The 13,468-nt window shown below is 44.8% G+C and carries 10 protein-coding genes; 8 read left to right on the forward strand and 2 right to left on the reverse strand.

Annotated elements, in window-relative coordinates:
* The first annotated feature begins 16 nt into the window (after positions 1-16).
* Positions 17-388 carry a hypothetical protein gene (locus QUB52_RS02130; protein WP_332972276.1) on the forward strand — a complete coding sequence of 124 codons (372 nt, stop codon included), beginning with the start codon at positions 17-19 and terminating at the stop codon, positions 386-388.
* 10 nt (positions 389-398) lie between these two features.
* Positions 399-1,538, forward strand: a complete 1,140-nt coding sequence (gene dnaN, locus QUB52_RS02135) for a DNA polymerase III subunit beta (RefSeq protein ID WP_265233633.1) — start codon at positions 399-401, stop codon at positions 1,536-1,538.
* A gap of 104 nt (positions 1,539-1,642) precedes the next feature.
* Here dnaN and QUB52_RS02140 read toward each other — a convergent pair whose 3' ends face one another.
* Entirely contained in the window at positions 1,643-3,079 is a 1,437-nt protein-coding gene (locus QUB52_RS02140) for a sensor histidine kinase (protein ID WP_332972277.1), read from the reverse strand.
* A gap of 817 nt (positions 3,080-3,896) precedes the next feature.
* Between QUB52_RS02140 and QUB52_RS02145 the strand changes: the two genes are divergently transcribed.
* From QUB52_RS02145 to QUB52_RS02165, 5 genes are all read left to right on the forward strand, one after another.
* Positions 3,897-4,973, forward strand: coding sequence for a permease (locus tag QUB52_RS02145; RefSeq protein ID WP_265233631.1), 1,077 nt, complete (start codon positions 3,897-3,899; stop codon positions 4,971-4,973).
* 71 nt (positions 4,974-5,044) lie between these two features.
* Complete coding sequence (locus QUB52_RS02150) at positions 5,045-5,842, forward strand: TIGR03943 family putative permease subunit (RefSeq protein ID WP_332972278.1); 798 nt, start codon at positions 5,045-5,047, stop codon at positions 5,840-5,842.
* 186 nt (positions 5,843-6,028) lie between these two features.
* A complete protein-coding gene (locus tag QUB52_RS02155) occupies positions 6,029-7,405 on the forward strand; it encodes an oligosaccharide flippase family protein (protein WP_265233629.1) in 1,377 nt (458 codons plus the stop codon).
* A gap of 291 nt (positions 7,406-7,696) precedes the next feature.
* Entirely contained in the window at positions 7,697-9,265 is a 1,569-nt protein-coding gene (locus QUB52_RS02160; protein WP_332972279.1) for a hypothetical protein, read from the forward strand.
* A gap of 99 nt (positions 9,266-9,364) precedes the next feature.
* The gene (locus QUB52_RS02165) at positions 9,365-9,931 is read left to right on the forward strand and encodes a hypothetical protein (protein WP_332972280.1); all 567 of its coding nucleotides are present in this window, start codon (positions 9,365-9,367) and stop codon (positions 9,929-9,931) included.
* A 67-nt stretch (positions 9,932-9,998) separates the two neighbouring features.
* Here the strand turns inward: QUB52_RS02165 and QUB52_RS02170 are convergent, their stop codons facing one another.
* On the reverse strand, positions 9,999-11,324 hold the full coding sequence (locus QUB52_RS02170) for an RNA-guided endonuclease InsQ/TnpB family protein (protein WP_332972281.1): 1,326 nt from the start codon (positions 11,322-11,324) through the stop codon (positions 9,999-10,001).
* A gap of 747 nt (positions 11,325-12,071) precedes the next feature.
* Between QUB52_RS02170 and QUB52_RS02175 the strand changes: the two genes are divergently transcribed.
* Positions 12,072-13,427 carry a sensor histidine kinase gene (locus QUB52_RS02175; protein WP_265233625.1) on the forward strand — a complete coding sequence of 452 codons (1,356 nt, stop codon included), beginning with the start codon at positions 12,072-12,074 and terminating at the stop codon, positions 13,425-13,427.
* Positions 13,428-13,468: the final 41 nt, after the last annotated feature.

Genomic DNA, 13,468 nt, shown 5'->3' on the forward strand with positions numbered 1-13,468 from the left:
AAAATTAGCCCTCATAGTGTGGAAAACTTTACTCGATCGCCCAAAACAGTTTTTGTGGGAAAATGGAAGAGCGATCGACTTTAGCCAGCTTTTCCACAAGTTTTCCACAGGCATTTACGAGCTACAACTCAAGCACAATAAGCAATTATTTTATTTTTCCACAGTTTCCACAGGGCGATCGCACAAAAATAATTCAATAAAAAAAAACTGTTCCGCCAACTGCCAACTCTTCCTGGTTGCTTCGGTAAACTCTCAACTGACAACTGACAACTGCCAACAGACAACTGTCAACTGTCAACTGTCAACTGTCAACTGTCAACTGTCAACTGCCAACTGCCATCAGCTTTCTGTGATACCATTTGTTTCTGTTTCAAATCCGGTTAATTAACCTTCCTCCCATGAAATTGGTTTGCACCCAAAGTGACCTCAACGCCAACCTCTCGTTGGTAAGTCGAGCCGTTCCCTCCCGCCCGACACATCCGGTACTAGCCAACGTGCTCTTAGTAGCGGATGAGGAAAATCAGCGGGTTAGCTTGACAGCTTTCGATCTCAGTTTGGGAATTCGCACCAGCTTTGCAGCAGAAGTGACTGGCGGCGGCAGTTTTACCATACCCGCGAAATTGCTCAACGATATTGTTTCCAGACTCCCAGGCGGAGAGATTACTTTAGAAGACGAAGCCGGGGATACCGTAGCTTATCTCACTTGCAGTTCTGGCAGCTACCAAGTCAGAGGCATGGGCCCAGAAGAATTCCCAGAATTGCCCGCAATCGAAGCCGGAACAATCCTCAAATTGCCGCCCGAAGCCTTGATAGAAGGACTCAAAGGAACTTTATTTGCTACTAGCCCCGACGAAGCAAAACAGGTACTGGCAGGCGTGCATTTAAAGGTACTCAAAGATTGCCTAGAATTTGCAGCGACAGACGGCCACAGATTGGCAGTAGTTCAAACTGCAAATGAAAAAACCGAAGGTGAAGAAAGCGCAGAAGAATTTGAAGTGACAGTTCCCGCTAAAGCATTGCGGGAAGTAGAAAGAATGCTCGTGATGCGGCAGTGGACTGAACCTGTTACCCTGCATTTTGAACATGGTCAAGTAGTGTTTGAATGGGCCGACCAACGCCTGACAACTCGCACCTTAGAAGGGCAATATCCCGCCTATCGGCAGTTGATTCCGCCGTCTTTTGAGCGGCAAATTACCCTAGAAAGGCGATCGCTCTTAGCAGCAGTCGAAAGAATTGCAGTGTTTGCCGACCAAAAAAATAATATCCTCAAATGCAGCATCGACGAAGAAAATCAGGAAATCACTTTGTCGGTAGATGCTAAAGATGTCGGCTGCGGCAAAGAGTCACTTCCAGCGCAGATTTCGGGAGAAAGCATAGATATTGCTTTCAACGTGAAATACTTAATTGACATTTTGAAAACAGCTCAGTCTCCCGAAATTCAACTGCAATTAAACGGTGCTCTTGCTCCTGTAATTTTTCAACCTTTGGGCGGAGTCAATGCTACATTCTTAGTGATGCCAGTTCAGCTTCGAGCTTAATCAGTCCCGAACGCAGAACTGATATTTGTAAGGTGCGCGCGGGCGCACCTTACCGCCATAAAAAAACCCGGTTTCTGAGTCTAGAACTTCATCCCAGACAGCATTTAAATCAAGGGCAACAAAATTTCAAATTCCGTTCCCGTACCTGGCGTTGAATGCAAATTCAACTTACCTTTATGCTTCTCCGTCACAATTTGATGAGTAATTGCCAACCCCAAACCCGTACCTTTCCCAGCAGGTTTAGTGGTGAAAAATGTATCAAAAATCCTGCGCTGAATTTCTGGCTTAATTCCCGGCCCGTTATCGGCAATTCTGATTGCTATCCAAGCGTTATTTGAATTTGTCTCCGCCGCTTCCGGGCCCGATTCGCCATTTTGGCTGGCGGATGATAGCAATTTTGCATTTTGTCCTCCCAAAACATAATTTTGAAGTAATTCCGAATTCACGAAGTCTCCGTCAGAACTATCTATTACCTCAGTTTCAATCGTAATCGCAGGTACAAAACCTGTTTCTCCTTTTACCTCTTCCAAAGCATCGATCGCATTGCTGACGATATTCATAAATACCTGACTCAACTGACCAGAATAACACTTGACCAAAGGCAAATCCCCATATTTTTTAACTACTTTAAACCCGTACTTCAGACGGCTTTTCATAATTAGCAGCGTACTGTCAATACATTCGTGGAGGTTAGCTTCTTTCAAGTGAGTTTCGTCCATGTGAGAAAAGGTGTGCAGGCTGGTGACAAGTTCCCTCAATCTCTCTGATGAAGCCTTCATACTTTTGATAATTTCCAGCCAATCTTGTTGCAAAAAATCAAATTCTATGTTTGCTTTGAGTGCGTCAATTTGTTCGTTAGGGCCGACAATTTGCTCGTAAGCCGACAGCAACTCCATAATGTCTTTCGAGTAGTTAGACAAAAAGCCTAGATTTCCGCTGATGCAGGTGACAGGGTTTCTAATTTCGTGAGCGACTCCAGCTACCATTTGCCCCAAACTGGCTAATTTTTCGGTTTGAATTAGTTGAGATTGAGTTTGTTGCCTCAGCAATTTTGTCGCTAATTCGTGAATGTTTGACTGCGCTACTAACAGTTCGCGTACATCTACCAAAGTATAAGTTTGGGGCGATACTTGAACCACAATCGGCTCGTAAAGCAGTTCTTTCGAGCGCTGCAGAGACTTCCGGGCTGCATCCACAATTAAAGTATTGCTGGGAAAAATCAAAGTCTCAATTTCAGCAAAACGGTATAAAGCCTTCACAGGTCGTTTTAAAAATAATTCTCTTCCAAAAGGACGGCTGAGAAATTCTAAAAATCTCCGCCGGGAAATCATGCCGACAAATTCACCTTGATTTGTCAAAATGACTCCCGGTAACAGCGGATTAATTTCTAACATCTGGGAAATTTTCATCCCGAAATCCATAGCTTCTACTTGAAAATCGTAAAGCGATAATTCTTGGAGAGTAGAGTCTAAGCGAAGTTCTCCAGAGTCACCTTCGGACGCGGGTTGGACTGGTCTTTCTACGCAGGAAGTATTTAACATAAATTCATCAGCACGCTTTTTTGGTTTTTTATTTGCCAGCAGGCATTCAGCTACCAAAGCTCAGTCGGTGAGTAGCTGAGTGCTTTGGCCGACATCCCTCTGGCAAACAGCATTTTAAATTACACAAAAAACTTATGGTGGAAAATGGGATTTTACCACTCCAAGTATTAGGCAAGTTTGAGGATGACCGAGATAGATGCGCCTTCGTAATTATGCCTGACTTTATTTTATATCGGCTTGAGGCGTATTAACTATTATTTGGAGTATTTAACTATTAGTTAACCTTGGGCTAAAACCTTAACCTGTTCTTAACGATAACCCGAACTTACTGAAAATTATCATTAATTGATGATACAGGGAAATCATAATTTCGCGATTCTCAAATACCCCCGCTAGGTTTGCCCATAGAGTCTCGCCGTCTAAACAAGCTTGCCACTTTCATTATGTTTTCCTTGGAAAAAGCCGATAGAACGCCATATTTGGCGACACTTGAACTAATTAAATTTTCGTTAATCTTTCCCATTATTAGCGCCAATATAATTAAGAATAATCCTGTTTTTTCAGAACAATATAGAATTAATTTGAACGACCATTATTCTAATATTGAAATATAGAGATTGTAGGCGAGCATTGCTAGGGAACCGACATTGCCGTGTCCGGTGATGGAAGCTACAACTTTTAATGGTTGCTATAACATTGAGGACGATCGCCAAAAAGTTTCAACGGAATTTTAAACTTAGTGCTGTGCAGCAGGTATGATCGACAGGGACTCAGCCAAATACGTGAAACTAAATACCAATTTACCAGTAGGCGATCGATGCAACCAGCTATAACGAATCAGTTAAACAATGCTTTTACCCTTTTTCTCAGCTTGTTAGTAGAAGCAATACCTTTTCTGCTGTTGGGAGTTTTATTCTCAGGTTTACTGCTGGGGTTTGTAGACGAACGCAAACTCGTATCTCGCATCCCGCGAAACCCGCTGCTGGCGGCTTTGATGGGTAGTTCGATCGGCTTTTTGTTTCCCGTGTGCGAGTGCGGTAACGTGCCCGTAGCCCGCAGGTTGCTGATGCAGGGAGTACCCGCACCAGCGGCGATCGGCTTTTTACTTGCGGCCCCCACCATCAATCCCGTGGTAATTTGGGCGACTTGGACGGCATTTCGCGATCAGCCAGAAATTGTAGTTTTGCGGGTAGTCTTTTCTCTGGTAATAGCCACAATTATCGGCTGGGTGTTCAGTGTTCAAGCCGACTTGCGCCCTCTGTTACACCCCTCTGTAGCCCGCGCGATTCCCCTCCCAAAACCAGAGTTTTCCGAACAAAACCTCGCCCTAGCCAATACTCCGCTACTGTTGCAGTCGGGAACATTTATGCTCGGTCAGGGGGGTGCAGTGCCGATCGAATCTTTGCTAAAAGATGACTGGAAGCCTTTACAAACAGGCAAAACAGACAAAACCTCGAAACGTTCATCTATGTTTCACCCGGTTTCTAAAGAGCGTCTGCGCCTGCTTTTAGATAGTATGGTACAGGAGTTGCGCGAATTGGGAGGAGTTTTGGTCATCGGAAGTGCGATCGCCGCTATCATTCAAGTTGGCGCACCCCGTGAACTAATTCTCAACCTCGGTCAAGGCCCCGTTTCCTCGATTCTCGCTATGCTGCTATTAGCCGCGGTCGTATCGATTTGTTCTACAGTAGATGCTTTTTTTGCCCTGTCTTTTGCAGCCACATTTACCAGCGGTTCGCTGTTAGCATTTCTCGTTTTCGGGCCGATGATTGACCTCAAAGGTATCGGTTTAATGCTATCTATTTTTAAAGGTAGAGCCGTAATTTACTTAATGATTTTGGCAGCTCAGTTAACCTTTTTAATGACTCTCGCTGTCAACTTGTATCTAGGTTAAAATTAGCCCGGATGCACAACTAAGAATAGATTCCCAATGACCAATGACCAATGACCAATGACTCTTAAAAAATGAACCTTAAAAAATTTAGCCCCTGGCTGGATGCCCTAGCTATCTTAGGATGGGGAATATTACTCCTCAAATATTGGATCACCGGCAAATTAAGCATTCTGATTCACCCCAATTACTTTGGCTTGACTGTAGCCGGAGGAATCGGCTTAATGGTGATTGGTGGATCTAAAATTTGGGAACTCTTAAAGCTCGATCGCGCCAAGCAGCAATTAAAGCAATCGCGGACATCCCCAGCCAATAAATCTCCCAGAATCACAGAAGTTGAACACGTTACTTTATTTCCCCCCAGCATCGGCAGCACCTTAATGCTGAGCGTCGCATTAATCGGTTTAGTAGTAACGCCCCGCACATTTACCAGCCAGACAGCACTGGAACGAGGCCTCACCGAATCTCTGCCCATCACTAGACTGCAACCACAAGAATTTCGCAATATTACAAAGCCTGAAAGGCGATCGCTCGTGGAATGGGTGCGGCTGTTAAATTTTAATCCAGAACCAGATACATACAGAGGTCAAAAAGTCAAGGTTCAAGGATTTGTAATTCACCCGCCCAATATCGCAGAACAATATATGTGGATCGGGCGTTTCATCATTACCTGCTGCGCGGCGGATGCCTATCCGATCGGGTTGCCTGTCAAATTAGCGATCGGTCAAAGCCGCGCCTCTTTTCCCCCAGACAGTTGGCTAGAAATAGAAGGAGAAACAATCGTAGAAGAACTACAAGGTAAGCGCAAATTAATCATTCAAGCATCCTCCCTCAAACCAATTTCCGAACCGAAAAACCCTTATGATTATTAGACAAGGAGCAACTAGGGGATCAAATTGTACCTTTGAGATTACGGGATGAGCATTCCGGGCATATTCCTGTCTACGTAAATTAAGATACGGTAAATTCAACTACAACATTGGCAGCAGCATCCTGTAACAGTTGCCAATAACAAATTCAGCAACTAGACTCATAATTAGGAAATAAGCTTAGAGTATATGTCATCAGAAAAAAAATTAGCTATCAAAGGCGCATTCTGGACGATCGCCAGCTATGGAAGCAGTCAAATTATCCGATTTGCCAGCAACCTAATTTTGACCCGCCTGCTTTTGCCCGAACTATTTGGTTTGATGGGTCTAGCCTACGTTTTCATCACAGGTGTCCACCTATTCACAGACATAGGTTTGGGCCCAAGTATCATTCAAAACAAGCGCGGGAACGAGCCAGAATTTCTCAACACCGCTTGGACAATGCAAGTTCTTCGCAGCTTGTTTGTGTGGTTGTGTTTAATGATAATCACCTGGCCAGTTGCTAACTTCTATGAAGAGCCCCGTCTCCTGTGGTTGCTTCCCTGCATAAGTATAAATACCCTAATAGGAGGATTCAAATCCACTTCTGTATCCACCCTCGAACGCAAAATGAGCGTCAAGCAAGTAGTGCTTTTTGAGTTGGTCATACAGGCAATTTCTACTACAGTGATGGTTGTATGGGCTTTTTTCCATCCCACAATCTGGGCCATCCTCATCGGCGGTTTTGCTAACTCTATAATAGAGTTAGTATGGAGCCATTTTTTGATTCCCGGCAAGTCAAACCGCTTCGCTTGGGATAAAGAAGCCGCTAGAGAAATATTTTCTTATGGAAAATGGATATTTTTATCTACGATTTTATTTTTTCTGTGCTCTCAAGCCGATCGCCTAGTTCTAGGGAAAATCTTTACTTTAACAATGTTGGGCATTTACGGCATCGCTTTTACCCTCGGCGATATGCCGCGCCAAGTGATCATCGCCCTCGCAGGTAGGGTAATTTTTCCCTCTATTTCGATGCTAGCAGACTTGCCTCGTGAGGAATTGCGCGCCAAAATCATCAAAAACCGCAACTTGATTCTGATACCTTTGGCTATAGGCTTAGCAATTTTTGTGAGCTTTGGAGATCAACTAATTTTAACACTGTACAGGAAAGAGTATATCGCAGCATCTTGGATGATGCCAATCTTGGCTTTAGGTATCTGGCACACTACTCTCCACAATTTGATGGGTTCTTGTTTGTTAGCTGTCGGAAAATCTCAGTACGGAGCTATGGGCAATCTGGCAACTTTCTTGAGTATTGCTATTGGCATCCCAGTAGGATATCATTTCATGGGTAATTTAGGTGCTGTGATTGCTGTAGCTGTCGGGGATCTTCCTACTTATTTAGTAACTACCTACGGTCTTTGGAAAGAAGGGCTAACTTGTTTTTGGGAGGATATGAAGTTGACAGCACTGTTTTTAGGGGTACTAGCAATCATACTTGGTGTGAGAATGTCTCTGGGTGGCGGGCTACCGATCGATAAAATTTCACCGATGGATTTAATACCTATCAATCAACTGTTTCAGTAAACAAAAAGGAGCATCCTCAATATTAATGGAACGGCGACTTGCATTCGCAGCGCCTATCCCACCCCTAAAAGGAACGGGCTGGCTGCGCAGTTAAGAATTGTCAGTTGAATTCAGTCATGGATACACCACAACTTTCAGAAACCGGGTTGTTTGCCAAAATACAGAGGTGACAGCCTTTATCATGGTAAAAAAAAAACTGGTTTCTGAGGGTCGGGAGTGCGTCCGGGACTGTAAAATTTAAGAGGGAAAATTTGGCAATTAATTTTCAGCAGCAAGAGGAGAGAAAGATTTATGAATATTTTTAACAAAAAATTTAATCCTTCATTCTTCGGTATTCTGCCATTCAAACAGCCGATCGACCGCACGGCGATTTTCCTGATCCTACTGCTGAGCGTCTTAATGGGACTGCTGCTGCTGAGTGGCGATCGCACAGCGCCCAGAGTGCGAGAATTTAGCTGGGAAAACAAACAAATCGGCGCCGCAGATACCGGCTTTATTCTCAACTTCTTTCGGCCGATGAACCACTCCACCGTCGAGGAAAACTTAAAGCTAGAACCGCCACTCCCCGGTAAATTTAGCTGGGCTGGCCGCCGTATGGCTTACACCCTCAAAGATCCCGTACCCTACGGCGTTACCTACACAGTAAAACTCGCCGGCGCAACCGACAAGTATTTCGGAGAAAACAACCAATATAAAGGCACGCCAATGCAGCCGTTTAGCAGTTCCTTTCGCAGTCGCGATCGAGCTTTTGCTTACATCGGTGTCCAAGGCGAAACAGAAAGCAGATTAATGCTAGTCAATCTCACCAGCAGCGACTCGAAACCGATACCGCTGACTCCCAAAGATTTAGTTGTCACCGATTTTAAACCGTATCCAGACAGCGATCGCATTTTATTCTCAGCCACAGATCGATCGATCGCCCGTACTGGCGGCACCCTAAATCAAGAACTATTTACAGTCACCACCGGCCTCAATCCCCAATCCCCCGGATCGGAAGCCCAACCAGCGCAACCAGCAGGTAGAATCGACAAACTCTTAGACTCCAAAGATTACCAAAACCTCAAATTCGACCTCTCAGCCGACGGAAAAATCATCATTGTCCAGCGCCTCAACCGCCGCAATCCCGGCGATTTCAGTCCTTGGATTTTGTCAGAAAAAGTGGCGCCCAAACCCTTGGAAAATCAACAAGGCGGAGATTTTATGATTCGCCCTGACAGCACATCGATGGTAATATCTCAAAAACAAGGATTAGCGATCGTCCCCCTCACACCCGAAGCAGACCCAGTAGAATTTTTGCCAAAATACGAACAAGTATTAGGCATGGCCCGCGACAACTCCGCCGCCGCCTACGTTAAATACAACAGCGACTTTACTCGATCGCTCTTTATCTTAGACAACCAAGGCGCAGAACAAGAAATATTGCGGATTCCCGGCAGCATCATCGCCGTTTATTTCGACCCCCGCAAAAACAAAGACAATCAATTCCAGCGTCTCTACTGCTTGTTAGCCCAACGCCTCGAAACAGAAAGCTACAAAGAACAGCCTTTCATCGCCGCCATCGACCTCAAAAAAGAAGGCACTCGTTTAGTAGGAACCATCAAACCGCTGCTAATTTTGCCCAACCAATTAGATACCCAAATCAGTTTATCTCCCGACGGACTGGCATTAATTTTCGATCAATCAGTCACAACAGCAAAACCCACAGCAGGAGACAGTCCCCGCAATGATAGCGGACAGTCGATCGCCACCAGCCGCCTCTGGCTGCTACCCATATTAGAAATACCCGCAGACAGTTCTCCCGCAAAAGTACAGCCAGAAGAACTGCCCTTTGCTGGCTATCATCCCCGCTGGCTACCCTAAATCGATTTTCGACTGGCGATTTTCGATTGAGTTGATACTAGGGGATACTGGTAAAATGTCACAAACTTTGACAATAAAAATCTAAAATCTAAAATTGCCATGACTCCCGAAGAAATTAGCAATACCCTTAAAGACTTATTCGGCGAAAATGTTGAGAAGCCAGCCCCTACTTCTTGGCAAGTACAAACCCCGAAATTTCGCCTCTTAGTCCTGCTTTCAGAAGACGAAACTTGGCTGCGGATTTTGCTACCCATCGCCGATGCCGAAGAAGCTCAACCGTTTTTCGATCAACTGCTAGAAGCTAACTTTGACACCACCCTGGAAACTCGCTACGCCATACATCAAAACGTTTTGTGGGGAGTATTTCAGCACAGTTTCGCCACACTCGCCGCCCCAGATTTCTCGGCCGCCATCGCCAGACTGCTAACTTTGCAAGAACGAGGTTTGTCCGACTTTTTCGGCGGTTTGATCGAAAGCCGAATCCGTCAAATCATCAAAGCTGCCAAGATGCAGGGACAGTCCATAGAAACTACCCTTCAGACTTTAGACCGTTTCTACGCAGAGGGATTGATGGGCGAAATGGAACTTGGGCGAGAGTCTCGCGAACAGACTCTCGCCGCTTGGCGCTATCAACTAGAACGCCTCTGGCCGGAGGTGGAACCCTGAAACGATTTTAGATGTTAGATTTTAGATGTTAGATTTTAGATGTTAGATTTTAAAATTGCAGAGTCAATTACCCGTCATCAATCGGAGTACCGATATGATGAGGGCTTGTATCTACGCTCCACCGCAATCCTGAAAACCTTTGCAGGATATCAGCTTTAGTTTCATTGCGCGACACATCGGGGGATACTGACAAGCTCCCCGTACTCGTCCAGTCTTGCCGAACGAGCAACGTTCTCATTGCAATGTTTCGCGCCCCAACCAAATCAGCGTGTAATTTATTACCACAACATTCACAGCTAAACATTAGCCCCTTGTTCGGTCGATTAGCCTTCGAGGTATGCCCACATTTGGGGCAACTTTGAGAAGTATAATGTGCTGGAATTTTGGTCGCTAAACTGCCAATCAAATTAGCTTTGTAGTCGATATAGCCGTGCAATTCGGCAAACGACCATTTAGCCTTGTTTCGATTCGCCCTGCGCTGTTTCTTGCTTGCTTTCTTGCCAGACTTGGACTTAGTTCTGTCACGGATTCCGGTCAAGTTCTCTAGTCCAATCAAGCTATTAGGTTGGGCAATATCTTTGCTTATTTGGTGGTTTACGTCAGCGATAAACCGTCTCTCCCGTCCCGACAATGCGATTAGTCGTCGCTTCGCCGAACGGGTGTCTTTACGCTGTAAACTTCTCCGAGCCTTCTGATATTGGTTAGCCTTGTGTCGAGACGCTTTACCAGAATAGAATATAGACTTATTGTTCAGGTCTGTTTCTACTGCTAGGTATCTCATCCCAACATCAACACCAGAGATTCGAGTAATAGACGTTGGCTCGATATCTGGTAGTTCAATTTCAATACTTACCATTAAGTAGTAAGTCTTGGAAGAACGCTGGTAAACTATCTTTGCTGCTCCAATATTAGGGCAGACTTTAATTAAGTTTAGGTGCTTATTCCAGCCTTCGTAAGGTACAAAAATCCGACCGTTTAGCGTTCCAATACTGACTTGCTGGTCAGATTTGAACGAGTAGTCTCGCTGATAATTCAAGGTCACAGTCCGCGATGCGTATCTTGGAGCTTTGTCAAGCCCCTTAAAACGCTTCTTGGTATGTCCTTTTTTGATCGCTTCATTGTTCTGCTTGACCTTGGTCAATAAGGATTTAAGCGTTGCCGCCACCTGTCTGGGAACGTTACACGCCATCTGTGCGCCTAACCTAAACTCGGAACGCAGGTGACTGTAGACAAGCTTCTGCAATTTAGCACCATTACTAGACTTGCTATTTTTAAAAGCGACCATAGCAGTATAGTTCAAGGCATCACGGTAAGCCAGCGCGGTATCACGCACCGCCAACTTCTGTTCGGCGGTGAGATTTAACTTTAGCTTCGCGGTGATAACTTGATTCATGGCTTCAACAAACTCTGCGACTACTATACCTGTTGAAGTTTGAAAAAGCAACCATGTTGGAAATAAATCTTGTTCGTTCGCGAGTGCCCCGCCTAGAGTGTCGGAAGCTGCGCTTGTCGATTTTATTGGCGGTGCACAAGCGTCACTCGCTTGTCCGACCCGCCACCAACCGAGGCGGTATGGTGGGGGAATCCTGCTGATCTAGTTGAAAGAATTGCAGATTAAAGAATTGCAAAAAACTGACGACCATCGGAGGTTGGAAACTTGCCTGCATTTGCGTTCTTGCTTAAATGCGTAAATCTGCCGATTTTTGCCTCCGTCTTGACCGTTTGGATCTCAAGTCTCTTAGACGATCGCATCCGCGCCCTCAATCCCTCGATCAATGCCCGTATATTCACCCATCCCCGCTATCGCTGTTCTCCAATTCCCTACCAGCACCGAAAAATGATATAATAAATTACAAAAATCCCTTGATAAATTTTTAATAGTTTCGGAAAACACGCAATCGCAGGGTATATCATGGTAAAAAGCTGACAGCAGAGCTCCGTAAGTTCCACAAAAGCTTCGATTGTTTAACATTGATTTAGAAATAAAATCTTTAGCAGACAATGCCTGGGCGATCTGGATTTTCCCATTGGGTGCTGTTGTAGTTTGACCAATTAGCAATTACTTGCTACCAATTACCCTTTACCAATTAATAGCAACTTAACTTATCCATCAATACAAAATTTAACAGGGGTTTCATCTATGTTTGCTGTGCATCAGATTAGCTCGGAGTTATCAGTGTTGCATATACCTGAGATTTGTACTTGGAATATCTCGTTAGAATCAACTCTCCTCGACCTGCCGCTCTACAACTGTCAAATTGACTTAACCCAACAAGCAAAAGAAGTAGCCCAGGCTTTTGAAGGAAATTCCATGCTTCCCGGCGTCATTTTGACCGAGCGGGGTAATTTTGCCGGCATGATATCCAGGCGTTATTTTTATGAAAAAATTAACAGGCGCTACGGGTTAGAAATGTTTTTTAAGCGACCGATAGAGGTCTTGTACAGATTTTCCAAGCAAGAGCTGCTGATGCTTCCCGGCAGTAAATTAATAGTAGAAGCCGCCTCGGAATCTCTTTATAGGTTAGCAGAATTAGTCTACGAACCCGTAGTAGTGGAAGTTGCACCCCAGACTTACAAACTGTTAGACGCACACCAATTAATGGTCGCTCAATCCAGAATTCACCAAATCACAAATAAGTTGCTCCAAAAACAAACCCAAGCCAAACTCATCCAAACAGAAAAAATGGCGAGTTTAGGCAGAATTGTAGCAGAAGTAGCTCACGAAATTAGAAATCCGCTGAACTGTATTTGGGGAAATTTGACTTTTCTGCTGTCCTATTTTGAAAATTTGCTTCAACTCATGTCGGCTTATCAAGAAGAATATCCGGAACCGTGTCCTCGAATTGATGCCCTCAAAGAAGAAATAGAATTTGATTTTTTAGAAGAAGATTTGCCAGTCACCTTAGAAGGGATGAAGTTGGGAGCCTCGCAATTGCTAAACATAGTTAACGGGCTGCACCACTTCTCTCACATGGACGAGACAAAGCCCGTGGAGATAGACATTCACGAATGCTTGGATGTGACGCTGTTAATTCTGAAAAACCGATTAAAAAATGGCATAAAAGTGGTAAAAAAATACGACTATCTGCCGCTAGTTAGCGGTTACTCCGGTCAGTTGAGTCAGGTGTTTTTGAATTTGTTGGTTAACGCTCTCGACGCCCTGACAGAGTATGTAGCCGATCGCGAACTAGATACAGAGTGCGCGGACAACTGGCAGCCACAAATCCAAATTACGACTAAAGTGGTAGAAACCGCAGAGGGCCAGTGGGCGGCCATTGGGATAGCCGATAACGGGCCTGGCATTCCCCCAGAAAATCAGCAGCACATATTTGAGACATTTTTTACCACGAAACCCGCAGGCAAAGGCAGCGGTATGGGGCTGGCTATCTGCCATCAAATCGTCACAGAAAAGCACGACGGTCAACTGAATTTGCGATCGCAACTTGGCAAGAACACCGAATTTGAAATTCTCCTGCCAATAATTCGCAAAACATGATTAACTCAAGAACTGTCTCCAGGTTCGCTCAAAAAAGTGAA

The sequence above is a fragment of the Microcoleus sp. A6-C6 genome, assembly GCF_036705955.1.
Classification (GTDB): Bacteria; Cyanobacteriota; Cyanobacteriia; order Cyanobacteriales; family Microcoleaceae; genus Microcoleus.